The following is a 19,617-nucleotide window of genomic DNA, read 5'->3' as shown; positions in this document are numbered from 1 at the left end:
GAAGCAAAGTGACCATAACTATAGAAAAGTGCACGATTAAAGATCTGGGCTTGCTTCAAGAAATAAGCATTGAGACATTTAACGAGACTTTTAAGGATCAAAATTCGCCTGAAAATATGAAAGCCTACTTAGATAAAGCTTTCCACTTGAATCAATTGGAAAAAGAATTATCGAATATCTTTTCGGAATTCTATTTTATTTATGCTGATAGGGAAATTGCAGGGTATTTAAAAATTAACACCCATCATGCTCAGTCTGAAGCAATGGGCGATGATTGCCTAGAGATCGAGCGGATTTATATCAAGAAAAGCTTTCATAAACAGGGGCTTGGCAAATATCTAATGAATCAAGCCGTAGAGATCGCGTTGGAACGCAATCTAAGGAAGATCTGGCTAGGGGTTTGGGAAAAAAATGAGAATGCCATTACCTTTTATAATAAAATGGGGTTTGTTCAGATGGGGACCCATACTTTCTATATGGGGGATGAAGAGCAAATCGATCTTATCATGACCCAAACACTCAAATAATAACATGATAGGAAGCTCAGCGTATCGACCTTAGGACTCATGGGCAAGGCGATGGTCAGTGTTCTTTTGGATCAGGACTACAATATGACTGTGTGGAATCGAACTTCAAGCAAAGCTGACGATAGCATTACCAGCTTAATAGAAATGTTTAAAAAACCTTTATGATCGCATAGTCCGACCGCATTCCATTCGTGGTATGCGGTTTTTCTTTATGACCAAGAGTAATGAAACGATTTTTTCAGTATGGGCCGAGAGTTGACAGAAATGATTTTATATTTTAATATTCATCCATGATGTTAATCGTAAATATTACGAATAACAAATAATACAGAGTCGATTGGCTCGGAAAGAAGAGAACATTACCATGCAAAAAGGGATACATCCAACATTTCAAAAAGTCATATTCCTAGACGCGAGCGTTGGCTTTTCATTTCTCAGTGCGTCCACGAAGACTTCGACAGAAACGATGGAGTGGGAAGACGGTCAAACCTATCCCGTGATTCGCGTAGATTCCAGTTCGGCTTCGCACCCTTTCTTCACGGGCAAGCAGAAAAATACCGAAATCGGCGGGCGTGTCGATAAGTTCAAGAAACGATTAAGTTATAAACGGTAGAGAGGTTAACGTACCGAATCAGAGAAAGAACGGTCACGCCATGATACTCGATTTATGCAGTGAAGGAGCAGCAGTTGATCATGAGCAAACGCAATGCAAGCCAGCGTATTCCGCGTGCCAAAGGGATCGATATGGCAACCGTGTATTCACCTAAGGAGTGCGGCAAAAAAGCGAGGCACCTGATATTGCCGGATTTCAATCAGAGAATTGTGGATGAGTTCGATGCCATTGCCAGGACGAGGGACAGTAACGATGAAGTGAAGGAGATGGCCCATGCTGTTAATACATTGGTGCAGTGTTTGGATGATTTTGGGGACAAGAGCATCATGATGGCGGCCACCAATTTGGAGAAGGAATTGGACCAGGCAATATGGCGCAGGTTCGATACTAAGATGACGTATTCCCTGCCGGACTTTGGCAGAAGGCAGCATTATATCGAAATTCTTCTCGGAGATTTCCGGTGTGAGGCGTCAGCGTTGACGGAGGCATGCGACCTGCTTGAAGGGTGCAGCTTTGCCGACATGGAGCAAATTGTATTGAAAGCAAAGCGAAAAGCCATTATTGAACGGCAACCGCTGCTGAAAAGCCATATAAAAGATTCCTATGATGAATATAAACCTGATCTGGCGAAGATTTAAGGGGGATGGCTGTCCTCCTGCCGGGTTGGAAAAGGGATTAGCAATAGGATACACCGGGTTTCATGCTGAATAAAACAGTTTTTCTGTCACAAGGAAGGAAGAGATGGGGATATGTTATTGTCTTCCATGCGCGACGTTATGTTTGGATACGGGGATCAAGCTGTCGTTGAGAATTTGTCGCTCGACATTCATTTGGGACAATTCATCGGTATATCCGGTCCAAATGGCGCCGCAAAATCAACTTTGCTGAAATTGATGCTTGGTTTGATAAAGCCCTGGAGCGGGTCCATCGTTTTTAAGCGAGTATTGGAGGACGGATCCAGGTTATCTGTTGGATATGTTCCGCAGCAAGTGGCCTCGTTCAACGCTGGCTTTCCCAGTAAAGTGATTGAGCTTGTACGATCGGGCCGCTACGGACGACTCGGATTGTTCAAGCGTTTCACATCCGCAGATTATGAGATCGTTGAGCGAAGCCTGAAGGAAGTGGGGATGTGGGAATATCGTCATCGGAGGATCGGCGAGTTATCGGGAGGGCAAAAGCAGCGAATATGCGTTGCCAGGGCGTTGGCCCAGGAGCCGCAGGTGTTGATTCTTGACGAGCCTACGACAGGGATGGATGTGTCGAGTCGTACGGATCTGTACCGACTATTAAACGATTATGTCAAGGACAAAGGCAACACGGTCATTATGGTCACCCATTCGCTTGATGAAATCGGTCCATATCTGGACCAGGTCGTCCACTTGGAGCGAAAGGAGAATGAGGGATGGCGATGCTCGGTTACGAATTTATGCAGCGCGCGTTTTGGGCAGGAGGCCTGATCGGCGTGATCGGTCCCGTTCTGGGCGTGTTTTTAATGCTCAGGCGCCAGGTTCTCATGGCGGACACACTCTCTCATGTATCCTTGGCGGGAGTCGCATTGGGTTCTTTTTTGAAACTGAATCCCGCACTCAGCGGTTTTGCAATGGCTATGATCGGGGCACTTGTGATTGAACAGCTTAGAAGAGTGTATCGTACATACACCGAGGTTCCGGTTGCCATTATTATGACGTCCGGGCTTGCACTGTCGGTGGTCCTGATGAGCTTGAATCAAAATCTGAGCAAGAGCTTCAGCTCCTATTTGTTCGGATCGATTGTTGCGGTTAGCGATACGCAGCTTCGGCTTATTGCGGTGGTAGCAGCAGTGGGAATGATCTTTTTTGTTGGACTGCGCCGGCCGCTTTATAATTTTGCTTTTGATGAGGAGACCGCTGCGGCATCCGGTATGCGTGTCTCGCTCCTGTCTTTTTTATTCGCCGTGTTTACGGGAATGACGGTTGCCGCCGCCATGCCGGTAGTTGGCGTGCTGTTGGTTTCGGCGTTAATTGTGCTGCCGGCCTCGATCGCACTGCGGATGGCAACAGGTTTTTTAGCAGCCATGGGGATCGCCGTCTTTGTTGGGTTGAGCGGTGTTTTTTCGGGCCTTGCTGCTTCATACTATCTCAATACGCCGCCAGGAGGTACCATTGCCCTGATTCTATTAGGATTTCTAATCTTGGCCGTTATCTTTCAAAAATTACTTCGGTTACATAATCGAAGATCGTTACAAAAAATAAATAGTAATAGGAGTCATAAGAATTATGAAGAGATTTAAGCGAGTATTAACCCTACTATCCCTATCTGCAGTATTGGCTATTGCAGGCTGCGGCTCGGGAAAATCGACTGTTACTCATGAGGGAAACGTTTCTTCCGCCAATAACGAAGCATCAGATGCTTCCACAACGGAAACTACAAAGCTGAAAGTTAAAACCAGCTTCTACCCCATGTATGAATTTACTAAACAGGTAGCGGGCGATCTGGCAGATGTGGAGAATTTAATTCCTCCGGGTATTGAAGCGCATGATTGGGAGCCGACACCCCAGGACATGGCGGGGATATCCGATGCCGATGTGCTGGTGTATAATGGCGCCGGCATGGAAGGCTGGGTCGATCAGGTTCTGGAGAGCATCCAGGGCACCGGGGTATCGGCAATTGAGGCCAGTAAGGGAATAGAGATCATGGAAGGTACCGGTCATTCTCATGACCATGGTGAAGAGGGGGATCACGGCCACGATGAGCATGCCCATGATCATGGTGAAGAGGGGGATCACAGCCACGATGAGCATGCCCATGATCATGGTGAAGAGGGGGATCACAGCCACGATGAGCATGCCCATGATCATGGTGAAGAGGGCGATCACAGCCATGATGAGCATGCCCATGATCATGAAGAGGGCGATCACAGCCATGATGAGCACGCCCATGATCATGAGGAAGAGGGGCATCACCATGACCACGGTGGACTGGATCCGCATGTATGGCTCTCGCCGGCCATGGCTGTCAAACAAGTCCGCAACATCGAGGCAGGGTTGGCTGAAGCAGCTCCGGAACATCAAGAGGCATTCAAAGCAAACGCAGATGCTTATGTTAGTAAACTGGAGGCATTGGACAAAGAGTTTCGAGACGGACTGAAAAATACCAAACGAAAAGACTTCATTACGCAGCATGCTGCGTTCGGGTATCTAGCCAGAGAATACGGTTTGACTCAAGTGCCGATTGCAGGCTTGTCTCCGGACCAAGAGCCCTCGGCTGCTCAAATGGCTGAAGTGATCGAATTTGCCAAGGAGCACAATGTAAAAACGATATTCTTTGAAATGCTTGTGTCATCAAACGTTGCAGAGACGATAGCCTCTGAGATCGGCGCTTCGACTTCCGTACTTAATCCGATCGAAGGATTAACCGAGGAAGATATCGCGGATAACCTTGATTACATTGCCATTATGCGTCAAAACCTCGACGCTTTAACAAAGGCTTTGAATGAATAATCACGAATAGGAAGGGAGGCGTGTTCCAAGTGGCGAAAAAATCGAAAGTCGTGAAAGAACGGAAAAGACAAGAGATGGTTGCTAAATACGCGCAGAAGCGTAAGGAACTGAAAGAGAAGGGCGACTACGCAGCGCTCCAAAAACTGCCCCGCGACTCTTCGGCGACCAGGCTTCATCATCGCTGTGCGGTCAGCGGCCGGCCAAGAGGTTATATCAGTAAATTTGGCGTTTCACGCATTGTTTTTCGGGAGTTGGCCCATAAGGGGCAAATTCCTGGTATAACGAAGTCCAGCTGGTAACTACCTTGTCAACTTCTATTGTTGGACGACAAGAACAGATAAACATGGATAAGCCGCATAAACTGCGGCTTTTTTCATATTTCGCAAATTGGATTTCATTTGATTGACATGCGTATTGCTTCAATGTTACTTTTTAATAATACCCATTTTATGGGTCATCATTTAAGGAGTGTTTTGTATGAGGTTACCCGTGCATGAACGATTCATTGAACAGGCAATAACGCATTTTCGCCAAGATCAACGATTTGCAGGTTTGCTCGCAGGCGGTTCTATGGTGCACGGCGCTATGGATTACAGTGATTTAGATTTAATTCTGGTTTATCGTAATGAATTCCGAAGTGAGATCATGGATCAACGGCTTCAAATTGCGGAAGGGCTGGGTAACCTGCTGTCGGCATTCACCGGGGAGCATGTTGGTGAGCCTCGTTTGGTTATTTGCCTATACGGCCCCGATCCGCTTCATGTCGACCTCAAATTTGTACAGCCGCAAGAGCTCGAATCTCGAATCGAAGACCCGAGAATTCTATGGGAGAGAGGTTCTGACATTACAACGATACTGAACAAAACGACGTTGTCTTTTCCTAACCCTGATCCGCAATGGATTGAAGACCGCTTTTGGGTATGGGTTCATTACGGTGCAACAAAACTAGGGAGAGGCGAGTTGTTTGAAGTAATAGATCTTTTAACATTTATGCGAAGCGCAGTCTTGGGGCCGCTCGTTCTCATGCGTAACGGCCAGCAACCGCGAGGGGTTCGAAAATTAGAGAAATACGGTGTCCAGGAATTAGAGGAGCTTAAAGGAACGATTTCCCTCCACAACTTGGATAGTTGCTACCAGGCTTTAAAAAATACGATAGCGTTGTACCAAAGCTTACGCCAGGCATCGGAAATTGTAACCAAAACGGAAGCAGAACGCATCTCTATCGAGTTTCTTGACCATGTCTATTCAGCCAAACTTCAATAAAAAAGGTCGGACGACAAGAAAGGTAAATTCATTTTACTAGGAGTACTATATATAAAATTTAACAGATGGGATATGGTGTAATGTCGAACGCCGTTGAGTTGGTGAAACCTTCAGCTGCATATAAGAGGGAGTATCTGTCTTTTTACGAAGATTGGATGTCGGATGAACAGGATATTACCCCGTGGGTAGTGAGGAAAGATCCAGCTGATTTTGATTCCATGATCGAATTTTTATATGCGGAAGATACAGAAGAGAAGCTACAGAACAAGAGCTTTGTCCCTCATTCTACGTACTGGCTTATCGACAGCTATTCAAAAAAAGTAATGGGTGCAGTCAATATTAGACACAGACTTAATGAAAAACTCTTGAATAGCGGCGGGCATATCGGTTACGGAATACGTCCGTCGGAAAGAAGAAAGGGCTATGCTTCCGTACTTTTAGCATTAACCCTTGAAATCACGAGAGATATGGGACTAAACAAAGTGCTGCTGGTTTGTGATAAAGGAAATGTGGCATCGGAAAAAACGATTCTGAAGAATGGTGGTCAGTTTGAGTCGGAGTATGTGGAGGAGAATGGGAACGTTGTAAGACGATTCTGGATATTCTTATAGACTCTTTGCATTGAGGATTTTACCCATCCTATCCGGACTGGAGGGCGAAGGATAAAAAGAGGTCGACCAGCAAGCTCTGGTGACCTCAGCTATTGATGTTCTATTCGTTAGAACGAAGCGCTAACAAGCGTTTTAAGTTATCATCTATAAATTGATTATCGGCGCTGTTGATTCCGCGTCCGGCAAAATGACCCCAGATCGACTCAATGGGTTTAAATAGAGCATGTGGTATAAGATTAGCCTCGTATTCATTGTCGTCGGCCGGGCAGAAGAGATCCGTGCTACCCGGCATGATGCAGGCAAGCGCCGAAATGCTTTTGAGCGCTTTATCGAAATCTCCGTTATAGGAGGGGTTCGCACTTATGTCTGCATGTTGACCTGTCCATAACATGGCCAGGACATTGTGCGGATCCATCTTCATAAAGCTGTCTTCCCAGACGCCCGCCATAAATTCTGCCAAAGAGTCAAAACCCATCTCACGATAAAGTTCCTCTCTATAAAACGCCTGCGATACGCCCCACCCGGCATAGACGCGTCCGACGGCGCGCATGTCTGCGGAAGTCAACTTGTTTAGTTTGCTTGAATCGAAGCCGACTGCAGCCATGAGCGGAGCCTTCATTCCTTCCAGGACCACGTACGTTTGGGGCCAAGTCTTGGCAACGCCGGCAAAAGGGGCGATTCGCTCCACCATGTCGGGATAACTCGCACCCCACTGAAATGCTTGAATGCCTCCCATGGACCACCCAACGACGAGAGCGATCTTGTGAATGCCGAATTTCTCGGTCACCAGCCGATGCTGAAATTCAACGTTGTCATAGATGGTTACCTGCGGAAAATGAGCCCGGTCGAATGGGGGGGGCGTGTTGCTGGGAGAGGAAGATAATCCGTTGCCCAACAGGTTTGGAACGATAATGAAATATTCTCGCGGATCCAATGCCATACCGTTTCCAATCAACCATTCATTCTGAGTATGCTGGTCCCCAAAGGCTGTGGGATAGATGATGACATTATCTTTCTTCTCATTCAATCGTCCATATGTCTTATAAGCAAGAAAAGCGTCCGGTAACGTCACTCCGGATTGCAAGGTTACGTCACCCAAATCAAAAATTTCATAATCCATCATATCGTTTGCTCCCTTCAAAATGAAACCATATATTTAAAGTGTAGTTCTTGTACTCAGTATAGGGTCATGGTACTCTCAATAAAAGTGAATAGAATTCAAAGCTGTATTCAATAAAATTGAAGGTAAAAGGGGCATCGTATATGGAATTACGCCAACTGATTACGTTCCGCACGGTGGCGTCCACATTAAATTTCAGTCGTGCTGCGGAAGTGCTGAGCTACGTCCCTTCCAACGTCACGATGCAAATGAAGGCATTGGAGGATGAGCTGGGGGTTCGCCTGTTTGACCGTTTGGGCAAGCAGCTCGTACTCACAACGGCGGGTAAACGCTTTTTAACACATGTCCAGAGTGTTCTTGACCAATTGGAAGAAGCTAAAACCGTCGTTCATGACAACGAGGTTCTAAGCGGCACCCTAACGATCAGTGCCAATGAGGTGATTTGCGCCTATCGGCTTCCGGCTGTCTTTCAGTTATTTCGTTCGCGCCATCCGGGCGTGCGTCTCATCTTCCGCTCCGTTCCCAATCAAGAGCTCAAACAAACACTCTTTGAAGGAAGCGCGGACGTCGTCTTTATGTTGGACGAACCCATTCGCTCAAGCGGACTTGCCGTGGAACCCTTGCTGGAAGAAACGTTCCGCTTATTCGCCGCTCCAGACCACCCGCTCGCAAAACGGACGGTGCTGCGGCTCGAAGATTTTCACGAAGAAGTGTTCTTGACGAATGAAAAGGGTTGTCCCTATCGAACCATGTTTGACCGGTCCTTTGAAAAAGAGGGCATTGACAGTATTACGTATTTAGAGTTTCAAAGTGCCGAAGCGATTAAACAATGTGCCATTTCGGGAATCGGCATTGCCTTTCTTCCAGAAATCGTAGTGGAAGCCGAAGTTGAACGAGGCGAACTGGTTGCCCTTCCATGGCAAATTCCGGATTTGCACGTGTATACACAAATGCTGTGGCATAAGGACAAGTGGCTTTCACCAATCATGATGTCGTTCATAGAAGCGGCAAGGGAGATTCTTGCTTCAGAGGAGGATAATAGGTCATAGGAAAAAGGTGAAGAATGTCGTTTGCTCCGGAAAGAAAGAGACCGCTCTTTACCTTCAATTGTACCCCCCCACTTTATAACAAAAAAAACCCAACCTATTGAGGTTGGGTTTTTTTGAATTATGCATGTGAAGGAAGCTGCGCTGGAATTTGAAAAGAAACCGTAGTGCCTTGATTCATCGTGCTCTTGATAACCAGCCCGCTGCCAAAGGTTTGGAGCAGACGACGATTCGTGTTGTAGAGACCGATGCCGCCTTTTCGATGGTCGGGTGCATTCAGCAGCTGGGTAACCTGGTCGGGTTCCATGCCAAGCCCGTTATCCGTCACTTCAACGATGATAAAGTCCTCTTGCATTGCAATCCTGACCCGTATCGTACCGCCACTGGCCCTCTTCATAATGCCGTGCCGCACCGCATTTTCCAATAATGGCTGGATCGCCAGCGGCGGGATGAGGACGTTGAGATCCCAATCAACTTCCCAGGTCACGTTCAGGCGTTCCCCGTATCGTTCCGTCTCTACGTATAAATAGGCTTGGATAAGCTCAAGCTCCTGCTGCAGCGGTACCAGCCGATCCTGATTCCGATAATGGAAGCTGATCTGCAGATAGGAGCTGAAAGCCTCGCCAAGGCTTCGCATGCGATCGATGTCCATTTCGCTAAGCGCCATAATCGAATTCAAGGTGTTGAACAAAAAGTGAGGGTGGATCTGTGCCTGCAAATAGGCTGCTTCCATGCGCAGGCGATCATCCACCGTATGCTTCAGCGTGATCAGGGAATGGATGCGGTATCTCAATTCTACAGGATCAACCGGCTTCGTTACATAATCATTTGCGCCGGATTGGAAGCCTGCATACACATCGGCCGATTCGCCTCGAGCCGTCAGCAGCAGTACGGGCAGCTCCGCTGCGTTAAAGCGCTCCCTTACGGTGCGGGTGAGCTCGTAGCCGGACATCTCCGGCATCATGACATCCGCTATGAGGAGATCCCACGGCTGCGAGCCGAGAAGCTCAAGCGCTTCGGCAGCCGAGGCAACGACACTCAGGTTGTACGGCTCTGCCGAAAGAATGCCGGCAAGGATGCGCAGGTTTACAGGATCGTCATCCACGGCCAGGATACTGACGGGATGCTCTTTCGACCATAGCTTCGTGGGTACCTGCATAGGGGTACCGCCAGCTGCGACGTCCCAGCTGGCAGCGAGTTCTTTGTAGACAGCTGTGTCTACAGCGGGTACGTGAACCCGCTGCGAAGCAGAGTACTCTGCGTTTGTGTCCGCAAGCGGGAGTGTGAACGCAAAAGTCGTTCCTTTCCCTGATTCCGATTCGACCGTCAGCTCGCCGTCATGCAGTTCAACGAGTTCCTTGCTGATGCTAAGCCCTAGGCCGATCCCCTTCGCGTCATTCAACCCTTGATTCCCCTGCTCGTACGGAAGAAAAATGCGGTTTAGCGTTTGAGGGTCCATCCCGATCCCCGTATCCGTTACCAAGATCGTCATTTTACTGCCCTTGGTAAAGGCGGAGACGGTAACGGAGCCTTTCTCCGTGTATTTGATGGCGTTGTGAATCAGATTGAGCAAAATTTGAACGAGCCTCTTTTCATCCGCCTGTACGGCAGGAAGGGCTTCGGGGATATTCATCTTGAGCTGAACGGGCGCGCCGTCCGTCATAAATTTTACGATATCGAATACCCCGTTGACGACGGAAACCAGGGAAACCCGGCTTAGCTGCAGCTGAATTTGCTTCTCCTGAAGACGGACGGCATCCAGCAGGTCGTTTAATAAATGCGACATCCGGCGGCTGACCGTAATCAACAGGTTCAAATCCTCGCTGCTCTGTTTGCCGAGGGTTTCTTTCTCCCGTTCAGCAAGGCTTATGGCGATATTCATGATTCCGTGCAGCGGCGTACGCAGCTCGTGAGACGTGTTGGCCAAGAACCGGTCCTTCATTTGATCCGCGAGCTTCAACTTATCGTTGAGTTTGCTGATTTGATGAAGGTTGCGGAAGTATCGCTTAAACCAATAGGCCGAAAATCCGATGATGGCCGCGAGCACGTCCACCGGATAATACACGGCGGGGAGTTCCCAATATTTATTAAGCGCCCCCCATACGGCGCTTGCCAGCACGCCGCTGGCCGACAGCAGCAGGAATATGGAATCATCCTGGCTGTTAAAGACCATTCGGGTAAACAGGAACAGCGACATCAGCATCGGCAGCAGGTAAAAGGCGCCGAACACCCGGAATTCTACGAGCCAGTGAACCCAAGACACAGGAGCGGCAAAGACTACGACCGTATATAGAGCCAGAAGCGTGCTGAATGTGATAAACCACACATTACGGTTCCGGGCGGTAAAGGTGCGGCTCAGCTTCCATATGAAATACGACAGCCACGAATAAGAGAGAAAGGTTACTTTGACCTCCCATTCATAGTTTAAAGGCACCCATTTCAGCAGGAGGCTGTCGTCTGATGTCACGACGGTTAAAGCGGCCGATACTAGCAACAGGAAAAAATCGAGCAGCGACCTTTCCCGCGGATTGAATATGTATAGAATGAAGGCGTACAGTCCGTGCAGCATCAGGACGACAAACATAATCAGCTGAAGATCAACGGAAACGCCGTGCTCATCCTGGATTGCCTGGTGCGATCCCAGCTTGATCGGCTTTGCGATTCCGCCTAAGTAAGGATGCTCATAGTTCGCCACGCGGATGATCAGATCGAGCTCGCGAGCATCCCGGTCGGGAACATAATCGACAACGAAAGAGGTGCGGTTCGGCAGATAGGAGGCTTGGCCGGGCTCGCCCGTCCTTCCCATGGAAGCTACCGTTTCGCCGTTGATGTCCACGGTAGCCGCGGATTGAATCTCCTGGATCCAGAACGAGATAGGGGTCGAAAGCGGGCGATCCAGCAATATGCGAAGTCGGTACGTTCCGATGCCAAACGACGAAGTTTTTGTCTTATTCGTACGATTGTTATTCCAGTCTCCAGGTACATTTACGTAGGTAAACTCATGAGACGGCTTCATTTCTTGTTCTTTAGCCAGGATGTCGGCGTAGAATTGCCACTCTCCGTCCAGATTGATGGATTTTGCGCCCAACAGATCCCAGCCTCTCAAATCGAGTATTCCATTGGAGACTTTCGGTTGATCTGCAGGAGGGGCATAGGATTCAAGCCAGAGCCAACGGATCCCCAGGAGCATGCTCAAAAAAACGACAAATGCCGCAAAATGCGGGAGTAATGCAATGATTCGAAATCGTTTGTGGTTCTTTGCGAGTATGGTTGTCACCGTTCACGTTCCTTTTTAAAAGTCTTACTTCCCAATATACGCAAAAAAAGCATAGTCGTACAGCACTATATGTTAGGTTGATAAGGTCTCGAACTTATATCCTTTGCCAAATATGATTTGTATGAACGAATTCGGAAGAGCACTCGCGAGGAGCAATGTCTCAATCATGCTAATCCATGACAGAATAATCAAGGTCCGGTCATTTCGATCTCCTTATAATTGTAGATTGGACAGTTCATAACATCATGGAATGTGAGGAGTTTGATCATGCAGGCAAGCGGAGATTTAGGAAACGGCATGTATAGGAACCCGATATTGGCCGGTGATTATGCGGATCCTAGCGTAGTCAGAGTCGGAGACGATTATTATATGACGCACTCCAATTTTAAGTTTGCGCCGGGGTTATTGATTTGGCACTCTAAAGACTTGGTGAACTGGGAACCCATCGCCAAAGCGTTAACCGATTATGCTGGAGATGTCTGGGCGCCAGATTTGACATACTACAAAGACCGGTTTTATATCTATGCTCCCATCAATGAAGAGATCATGGTGCTGACGGCGACGCACCCACACGGACCTTGGAGTGATCCGCAAAAGGTGGGGGTGCAAGGAATTGACCCGGGACATGTCGCGGATTCCAATGGTAACCGGTATTTGTTTTTTAGCGATGGTTATATGGTAGAACTGGCTGGGGACGGTTTGTCGGCTGTGGGCACTCCGCGCAAAGTGTACGATGGCTGGCCGTTTCCGAAGGAATGGGTCGTGGAAGGAAACTTTATGGAGTCTCCCAAGCTAACGTTTCATAACGGATATTTCTATCTTACCGTGGCGCAAGGAGGTACATCGGGGCCTTCGACTAGCCATATGGTCGCTTCTGCGCGATCCAAAGAGCCATGGGGGCCATATGAACACTCCCCCCACAATCCGATTATTCGAACGCAAAGCCGGAATGAACGATGGTGCTCTAAAGGGCACGGTTCATTGGTTGACACCCCGGACGGCGGTTGGTGGATCGTTTATCACGCGTACGAAAAAGGATACTACACACTCGGCAGGCAAACGCTGCTCGAACCGCTGGAATGGACGGAGGACGGATGGTTCCGCGTCCCGCTTCATTGCAAGACAGATGAGCCTATTCCAAAACCGCCGGGAGATGCCGTTCCCCATGGCATGACTTACGGTGAATTTCAAGAAGTGTCCGGCGGGCTGGGGTATCCATGGAGCTGGTATCAATCCAGCAATGATATTCAATATACGCTGCAGAAGCAAGCGATAACGATCCAAGCTGCTCCCGAGGCGTCGCCACTGGTTATGATGCCGGAAGACCATTCGTATGCCGCGCAGGTAGAGATTGAGCTTTCCGAAGAATCGGCAGCCCAGTTTTTATTGTTCTATAATGGATCGACGTATAGCGGATTCGGGATATCCCAAGAGGGGCTTTATGGGATTATTCGCGGCTGGGAGACGCCATCAAAGCCTTTTCCGCATCGGCGTGTCATCGTTCGTCTTGAAAATAACGAGCATGAAGTCGTCTTCTATTACAGTGCGGATGGATCATTATGGAATAAATTTGAGCATTCATTCGAAACCTCAGGCTGGCATCATAACACATTGGGCGGATTTCTTGCATTGCGAATCGCTCTCCGGGCGAAAGGTTCCGGCGAGGTTACGTTTAAAAACTTTATCTATCAGAAGCTGTAAATATGAAGCGACGCGCCTTTTACATGGGTGCGTCGCTTCTTCCATTGGCGAGGCGGCGCGTGTGGAGAAAGAACCTGTATGCCGCGCGTAGAAAGCACTTTACCTATTGGTTCGTTATGCTTTTGGAGACTGTCCAAAGATCTTCGAGAACTGACGGGTAAAATAATTGCTGTCATTGAATCCGCCCTGATAAGGAAAAAGCCAACCATGTTGAAAAACCAACTACTTTGTGTTACGATATACCGGTAATATGTCACACTAATTACCGAGCCGCGGAATGTGGAGAATAATTTTAGTAAAACAGTTGACACTCCATCTACTCTGTAATACAATATACCTGTAGTAAGTAATACTAAATAGTTCGATTTATAAAATCTGTTAGGTAAAACATTCCCTTGGTACTATGTTCTACTGAATATTGGTCAGACTAAATAGAGGAGGGACGAAAAAGAGGAGGCTTTGAACATGGAAAATTTAACTGAAATGCTGAAGGGTTCGCTGGAAGGCTGCGTGCTTGAAATCATCAGCCGCCATGAAACCTATGGCTACGAGATTACCCGCCGATTGAACGAGCTGGGGTTTACCGAAGTCGTGGAAGGGACGGTCTACACCATTCTCGTGCGATTAGAGAAGAAGAAACTGGTGAACATCGAAAAAAAACCGTCAGACATGGGACCGCCCCGCAAGTTTTACACGCTTAATGAAGCGGGCCGCCAGGAACTTGAGTTGTTTTGGGAAAAGTGGGATTTTGTATCATCAAAAATCAACGTCTTGAAGTCGACGTAGCATCATAAGATATTCCGTCCGATATATGGAGTGTCGGGTTCGGTTTTATAAAAAAGGAGGAACAATAACATGATGGAAATATTCAAAAAAATGATCGGCGATAAAAAAGAATACAAGATGATGATGGCACGCGTTGAAGCCCTGCCGGAAGACTACCAGTATGTATTTAAGAAAATTCAAAATTACATGTGGAATTTCTCCTCAGGCAACGGAATGGATATGCTGCATATGCAGTATGAATTAATTGAGCTGTTCGAAGCCGGTGCGGCAGAAGGCAGACAAGTGCTGGAAATCACGGGGGACGACGTGGCATCCTTTGCCGACGAGCTGGTTGCTAACGCTAAAACCTATGTCGCGAAGTATCGTGAAGATTTGAATCAGAGCATCATGAAACGATTGGGTAAGAAATAAATTCATTACAATAATACCGACTGATTAGCTGGTTACACGTGTGAATTGCCACCTTCGCTATTCAGTTATATTTTTAGCCCAGTAGTAAGTGATACAGAATATCAGTCAGACTAACTAGTTGCGTTAATGTAGCACTCAAGGCACTTAACCGTAATTTTCGGAATTCTCAAGCGCGGCCTAATCGGGCTAATTATAAGGAGGAAAAAAATATGAGCAATGCGGCGATTTCTGTAAAAGGGTTAAAAAAATCCTTTAAAGACAAGGAAGTCTTAAAAGGGGTGGATTTTGAAGTGCGGCGCGGCGAAATTTTCGCGCTGCTGGGCTCCAATGGAGCCGGTAAGACGACGACGGTCAACATCCTCTCGACGCTGATGAAGCCCGATGGCGGCGCAGCGAGTATTTGCGGCTCTGACGTCCAGCGTCAACCGGATCATGTTCGCCAGAGCATCAGCCTGACTGGGCAGTTTGCAGCTATTGACGGCATGAACACAGGAAGAGAAAACCTGATGATGATCGCCAAGCTCAGGGGAGTTTCCAATCCTGCACAAGTCGCCGACAATCTGCTTGCAAAATTCAGCCTGACCGATGCGGCGGGTCGCCGGGCGGACCAATATTCCGGCGGGATGAAGCGCCGGCTTGACATCGCCATGAGCCTGATCGGGAGTCCAGCCGTCATTTTTCTTGACGAACCGACCACAGGACTTGACCCTGAAGCACGGATTGAAGTCTGGAATACCGTCAAGGAGCTTGCCGGCAGCGGCACAACCATCTTGCTGACGACCCAGTACCTGGAGGAAGCCGAACAACTGGCGGACCGTATCGCCATCCTGCATGGCGGAAAAATCATCACGACCGGCACCCTTGCCGAACTCAAAGAGATGTTCCCACCGGCAAAAGTAGAGTATATCGAGAAGCAGCCGACATTGGAGGAAATTTTCCTCGCAATCATCGGCAAAAAGGAGGAAATGTAAATGAAAAGCAAAACAGGGGTATTATTGGGGCGTTTAATGCGCAACATCATGAGAAGCCCGGATACGATTATCACGGTGGCGATTACGCCGATAATGATGATGCTGTTGTTTGTCTACGTATTTGGCGGCGCCATAGAGACAGGTACGGCCAACTACGTCAATTATTTATTGCCGGGAATCTTGCTGATGGCTATCGCATCCGGCGTCTCTTATACTGCCTTCCGGCTGTTCGGAGATGTAAAGAGCGGGCTGATGGCGCGTTTCATTACCATGCCGATCAAGCGCTCGTCTGTATTGTGGGCTCATGTGTTGACATCGCTTGTTTCCAATGCGCTTACGGTCGTGGTGGTTTTCCTCGTCGCGCTTTTGATGGGCTTCCGTTCCGGCGCTAATATCCTGGATTGGCTCGCGGTAACAGGGATACTCGGGTTGTTTACGCTGGCGCTGACATGGCTGGCGGTCATACCCGGCTTGACAGCAAAGACGATGGAAGGGGCGACGGCCTTCTCGTACCCGCTGATATTCTTACCGTTTATCAGTTCGGCCTTTGTCCCTACCGAAACCATGCCTAAAATTGTGCGTGCGTTCGCTGAGAACCAGCCCGTGACTTCCATCGTAAATGCGATTCGTGCCCTCTTGCATGAAGGATCTGTCGGCAACGATATCTGGATCGCGCTTGCCTGGTGCGTCGGCATCATGGTCATCGCTTACTTTTTCGCTAATAAAGCCTTTAAACGCCAGTTAGGTTAAATACACCTAGCCTCCTCAGATGATCAAAGAACAGGTAACATCTTTCATCGAACAGAATGGCCATGGATACTTTAAAAGCCGCATAAAATGCGGCTTTTTTTCGTTTGAAGAATATACGTTTTACTTGAAAAATTGTATGTATCTCATCATTTCGGATATGCCGTTCATTTGCTTTTCCAGTTGCTCATTCAGCTTCTGAAGAGCCACTTTGAAGGAGCGTTCAATCGTAGTTAGATCATGTGTCTCTAGAGCTTCAAGCAGCTGTTTCATGCTTTCAATGAAAAAGACGGTTTTTCTTAAACTGCTTAGCACTATAATCTTTTTTAATTCCTGGGACGTAAAGACTCGATATCCGTTTTCCGCGTTTCGCTTAGCGCGAATAAGCCCCTCCTTTTCCCAATGTCGAATAGCGGAGGGGTTAACGCCAGCGATCAACGCGACCTCCCCGATTTTCATTTCATCCGTGACCTGAATATTTCTATACTTGGAGAAATCCGTTTGATGAATGAGCCTCATAACCTCCTCGACTCGCTGCTTCTCTACCTGAATGTTGTACTGCTGTACATTGATCATCCAAAGTGCTTGTTCAACATGACCTTTCTTTAATAAACTCATGACCTCGTAGGCGATAGGCAGATCGAATCCTTGGACCAAGGATCGTAAAGCAAGAAAAGCTTGATCATGGAGCGGCGTGTAATATCTTCTGTTGCTTGAAGTCCGAGGTACGTCAGGCACCAGGCCGAGATTTTCATATCTTCGCAAGGTAGTGGTGCTGACATGAAGTTTCTTGGCCATCTGTTTCGGTGTAAAGGTTCTGTCCATTTGCGTGCACCTTCCTTAAAGTCAAACTCTCAAGTACGGCAACAATATTATAAGAGACAATGACTCTTCCCACAAGGATCCTTGGTTTATTAAGCGAAATCTTGCATGAATGTTATATGATCGATGCAGGAACAAAAATCAAGGAGGTAAACGTTATGGAAAAAGGGGATTATGCTTTAGCATCCTATCGCAACCTAAAGCCCGGCGATTTCATTACGTTCGGCACGTATCCGCAGTCCGTGGACGGCAAAGAACAGGCGATTACTTGGCGTGTTCTTCAAAACTCAGGAAGCGAGCTGTTGGTATTGAGCGAGCATATTTTGGACTGCAAGAGGTATCACGGCAAGCGTGCGGATCTGACGTGGCGTGATTGCATGGATATATCGTGGCATGACTGCGACTTGCGCGAGTGGCTGAATCATGAATTCTATAACGTCGCATTCAATGCTTCGGAGAAAGAACTCATCAAGACGACGCATTGCACGGACAACGGAAAGGGCTGCCCGGATACGGAGGATAAGGTTTTTCTGCTCAGCGTTGCCGAAATAAACGATGTATCTGAGACTCACGGCAAGGATTGGAGACGCGCTGTCGGAACCGATTATGCCAAAACGATTAAGCCCGATGGATGCAGCTTATATGTATATGATAAAACGAACAAAGACAACTATATGATCATAGACGGCAAAGAAGCCGGCTGTTCCTGGTGGTGGCTGCGGACGCAAGGAAACAAGCCTTCGCGTGCGTATTTTGTAGGGACAGGCTGCAGTACTCGCAGCTACGGAAATAACAGTATAGTCGGTTATGGCGTACGCCCTGCTTTAAATTTGGATCTATCATAATCGAGATGGAATAGGAGAACTTACCGGAAGAAATATCGGAACGGAACTCATACTTTTCGAGGAGGTAAGACATGGATTGCACTTCCCAGCCAGAAGCGGCGTTCAAAGTAAAACGGTGGCCCAAACATACTATAGCGGCGGGTCGACGTCATTCCGTGGCTCTTACATCGGACGGCACGGTCACGGTCGCAGGAGATAATCATAATGGCCAATGCGATGTCAGCGGCTGGCGCGATATCGTAGCGGTCGCGGCCGGGAATGTTCATATGGCAACGAACACGGGGAATGCTCATACCATCGGTCTTAGATCGGACGGTACGGTGGCGGCCGTGGGTTGGAATAAGCATAATCAATGCGATGTCAGCGGGTGGCGCGATATGGTTGCGGTTGCGGCGGGCTGGCGTCGCACCGTCGGTCTTCAATCCGACGGCGCAGTGGTGGCTGCGGGACGAAATAATGAAGGTCAATGCAGTATAGGCGGCTGGCTCGACATAGTGGCGGTCGCCGCAGGTGACTGGCATACGGTCGGTCTAAAAGCGGACGGGACGGTAACGATCGTGGGGAATAATCGGTACGGCCAATGCAATGTAAGCAGCTGGCGCAACATCGTGGAAGCATCGGCGGGCTACCTTCATACCGTCGGGCTTCAATCGGACGGCACAGTGGCCGCTGTGGGTTTAAATAAGCACGGCCAGTGCGATGTAATCGGTTGGAGCGGCATAGTGGCGGTAGCGGCGGGGAGTTATCATACCATCGGTCTTAAATCCGACGGTACGGTCATTGCCGCGGGCTGGAATCAGCATGGACAATGCAATGTAAGCGGCTGGCGCGACATTGTAGCGGTAGCGGCAGGATGCGCTCATACGCTCGGCCTTCAATCGGACGGCACGGTCGTAGCCGTGGGCGATAATGAATATGGCCAATGCGATGTAAGCGAATGGCGCGGTATCAAGCTTCCCGGCAGGTAGTTTTAATGTTAATTGCTTAACTTTTAGGAATGGATCATAGACTTTTGGCAAAGATTCAATGCAGCAAGAAGTCGGAATGTGTAGTCACGGTTAAATAGCAAGGTAAAAAGAGGCGGCACCAAATGGAATGTTTGGTGCCGCTTTACATTTGGGTTTCGCCTTACCGGACGCCGCAAGTCAAGGATTAAGATTAACAACAAGGATTTAAAGTTGGAAATAAATATGGTTGCAGCCTAACGCTTTAGAAGGGCAAGTTTCCTTATAGCAGGCCGTATGAGGGGATTTCCTTCCGATTGATCATGTTGCAGTTGGACGAATACAACAAAAATTTGAATTGACAGATCATTAAAAATACAAGTAATATACATGTATATTAAAAGAGAATACAGTTGAAGCATGCAACCAGAAGTTATGTAACGGCGGATGGCTT

Annotated in this window: 22 protein-coding genes; 18 read left to right on the top strand and 4 right to left on the bottom strand. The window is 48.1% G+C overall.

The window, feature by feature from the left end; all coding sequences use genetic code 11:
• Positions 1–8 precede the first annotated feature (8 nt).
• From GYMC10_RS17100 to GYMC10_RS17060, 10 genes are all read left to right on the top strand, one after another.
• Entirely contained in the window at positions 9–527 is a 519-nt protein-coding gene (locus tag GYMC10_RS17100; RefSeq protein ID WP_015735670.1) for a GNAT family N-acetyltransferase, read from the top strand.
• Positions 528–566: 39 nt separating this feature from the next.
• Positions 567–692, top strand: coding sequence for an NAD(P)-binding domain-containing protein (locus GYMC10_RS31930; protein ID WP_081746264.1), 126 nt, complete (start codon positions 567–569; stop codon positions 690–692).
• A 199-nt stretch (positions 693–891) separates the two neighbouring features.
• Positions 892–1,140, top strand: a complete 249-nt coding sequence (locus tag GYMC10_RS17095; protein WP_015735669.1) for a type B 50S ribosomal protein L31 — start codon at positions 892–894, stop codon at positions 1,138–1,140.
• A gap of 80 nt (positions 1,141–1,220) precedes the next feature.
• The gene (locus GYMC10_RS17090; protein WP_041622008.1) at positions 1,221–1,778 is read left to right on the top strand and encodes an ATP-binding protein; all 558 of its coding nucleotides are present in this window, start codon (positions 1,221–1,223) and stop codon (positions 1,776–1,778) included.
• 111 nt (positions 1,779–1,889) lie between these two features.
• Entirely contained in the window at positions 1,890–2,597 is a 708-nt protein-coding gene (locus GYMC10_RS17085) for a metal ABC transporter ATP-binding protein (RefSeq protein ID WP_015735668.1), read from the top strand.
• Positions 2,543–3,409 carry a metal ABC transporter permease gene (locus GYMC10_RS17080; protein WP_015735667.1) on the top strand — a complete coding sequence of 289 codons (867 nt, stop codon included), beginning with the start codon at positions 2,543–2,545 and terminating at the stop codon, positions 3,407–3,409. Before GYMC10_RS17085 ends, GYMC10_RS17080 begins: the two co-directional genes overlap by 55 nt.
• Positions 3,396–4,619 (top strand): metal ABC transporter solute-binding protein, Zn/Mn family, encoded by a 1,224-nt coding sequence (locus GYMC10_RS17075; RefSeq protein WP_015735666.1) that lies wholly within the window; start codon positions 3,396–3,398, stop codon positions 4,617–4,619. The genes GYMC10_RS17080 and GYMC10_RS17075 overlap by 14 nt, the downstream gene beginning before the upstream one ends.
• A gap of 29 nt (positions 4,620–4,648) precedes the next feature.
• On the top strand, positions 4,649–4,918 hold the full coding sequence (gene rpsN, locus GYMC10_RS17070; RefSeq protein ID WP_015735665.1) for a 30S ribosomal protein S14: 270 nt from the start codon (positions 4,649–4,651) through the stop codon (positions 4,916–4,918).
• A gap of 178 nt (positions 4,919–5,096) precedes the next feature.
• Positions 5,097–5,882: a hypothetical protein gene (locus GYMC10_RS17065; RefSeq protein ID WP_015735664.1), complete on the top strand. Its 786-nt coding sequence runs from the start codon at positions 5,097–5,099 to the stop codon at positions 5,880–5,882.
• A gap of 80 nt (positions 5,883–5,962) precedes the next feature.
• The gene (locus GYMC10_RS17060) at positions 5,963–6,493 is read left to right on the top strand and encodes a GNAT family N-acetyltransferase (RefSeq protein ID WP_015735663.1); all 531 of its coding nucleotides are present in this window, start codon (positions 5,963–5,965) and stop codon (positions 6,491–6,493) included.
• A 100-nt stretch (positions 6,494–6,593) separates the two neighbouring features.
• On the opposite strand, the gene GYMC10_RS17055 is transcribed toward GYMC10_RS17060, so the two are convergent.
• Positions 6,594–7,613, bottom strand: a complete 1,020-nt coding sequence (locus GYMC10_RS17055) for an alpha/beta fold hydrolase (protein ID WP_041622202.1) — start codon at positions 7,611–7,613, stop codon at positions 6,594–6,596.
• 143 nt (positions 7,614–7,756) lie between these two features.
• Here GYMC10_RS17055 and GYMC10_RS17050 point away from each other — a divergent pair, with 143 nt between their 5' ends.
• Positions 7,757–8,662, top strand: coding sequence for a LysR family transcriptional regulator (locus GYMC10_RS17050; RefSeq protein WP_015735661.1), 906 nt, complete (start codon positions 7,757–7,759; stop codon positions 8,660–8,662).
• Between the two features lie 118 nt (positions 8,663–8,780).
• On the opposite strand, the gene GYMC10_RS17045 is transcribed toward GYMC10_RS17050, so the two are convergent.
• Positions 8,781–11,936: an ATP-binding protein gene (locus GYMC10_RS17045; RefSeq protein WP_015735660.1), complete on the bottom strand. Its 3,156-nt coding sequence runs from the start codon at positions 11,934–11,936 to the stop codon at positions 8,781–8,783.
• A gap of 267 nt (positions 11,937–12,203) precedes the next feature.
• On the opposite strand from GYMC10_RS17045, the gene GYMC10_RS17040 reads away from it, so the two are divergent.
• On the top strand, positions 12,204–13,637 hold the full coding sequence (locus GYMC10_RS17040) for a family 43 glycosylhydrolase (RefSeq protein ID WP_036660696.1): 1,434 nt from the start codon (positions 12,204–12,206) through the stop codon (positions 13,635–13,637).
• A 114-nt stretch (positions 13,638–13,751) separates the two neighbouring features.
• Here GYMC10_RS17040 and GYMC10_RS33325 read toward each other — a convergent pair whose 3' ends face one another.
• A complete protein-coding gene (locus GYMC10_RS33325; protein WP_410002326.1) occupies positions 13,752–13,859 on the bottom strand; it encodes an AraC family transcriptional regulator in 108 nt (35 codons plus the stop codon).
• A 243-nt stretch (positions 13,860–14,102) separates the two neighbouring features.
• Here GYMC10_RS33325 and GYMC10_RS17035 point away from each other — a divergent pair, with 243 nt between their 5' ends.
• The 4 genes from GYMC10_RS17035 (at position 14,103) to GYMC10_RS17020 (ending at position 16,555) form a co-directional block, all read left to right on the top strand.
• A complete protein-coding gene (locus GYMC10_RS17035) occupies positions 14,103–14,423 on the top strand; it encodes a PadR family transcriptional regulator (protein ID WP_015735658.1) in 321 nt (106 codons plus the stop codon).
• 69 nt (positions 14,424–14,492) lie between these two features.
• Positions 14,493–14,834, top strand: coding sequence for a DUF1048 domain-containing protein (locus GYMC10_RS17030; protein WP_015735657.1), 342 nt, complete (start codon positions 14,493–14,495; stop codon positions 14,832–14,834).
• A 209-nt stretch (positions 14,835–15,043) separates the two neighbouring features.
• On the top strand, positions 15,044–15,805 hold the full coding sequence (locus GYMC10_RS17025; protein WP_009592403.1) for an ABC transporter ATP-binding protein: 762 nt from the start codon (positions 15,044–15,046) through the stop codon (positions 15,803–15,805).
• A complete protein-coding gene (locus tag GYMC10_RS17020; RefSeq protein WP_009592402.1) occupies positions 15,806–16,555 on the top strand; it encodes an ABC transporter permease in 750 nt (249 codons plus the stop codon).
• A gap of 120 nt (positions 16,556–16,675) precedes the next feature.
• On the opposite strand, the gene GYMC10_RS17015 is transcribed toward GYMC10_RS17020, so the two are convergent.
• On the bottom strand, positions 16,676–17,377 hold the full coding sequence (locus GYMC10_RS17015; protein ID WP_015735656.1) for a MerR family DNA-binding transcriptional regulator: 702 nt from the start codon (positions 17,375–17,377) through the stop codon (positions 16,676–16,678).
• Between the two features lie 155 nt (positions 17,378–17,532).
• On the opposite strand from GYMC10_RS17015, the gene GYMC10_RS17010 reads away from it, so the two are divergent.
• Together GYMC10_RS17010 and GYMC10_RS17005 are read left to right on the top strand one after the other, a co-directional pair.
• Positions 17,533–18,219, top strand: a complete 687-nt coding sequence (locus tag GYMC10_RS17010) for a DUF6273 domain-containing protein (protein ID WP_015735655.1) — start codon at positions 17,533–17,535, stop codon at positions 18,217–18,219.
• Positions 18,220–18,290: 71 nt separating this feature from the next.
• Positions 18,291–19,187, top strand: a complete 897-nt coding sequence (locus tag GYMC10_RS17005; protein ID WP_015735654.1) for an RCC1 domain-containing protein — start codon at positions 18,291–18,293, stop codon at positions 19,185–19,187.
• Positions 19,188–19,617: the final 430 nt, after the last annotated feature.

This window comes from Paenibacillus sp. Y412MC10, assembly GCF_000024685.1.
Lineage (GTDB): Bacteria > Bacillota > Bacilli > Paenibacillales > Paenibacillaceae > Paenibacillus_AQ > Paenibacillus_AQ lautus_A.
This window is presented reverse-complemented; position numbering and strand designations above follow the sequence as displayed.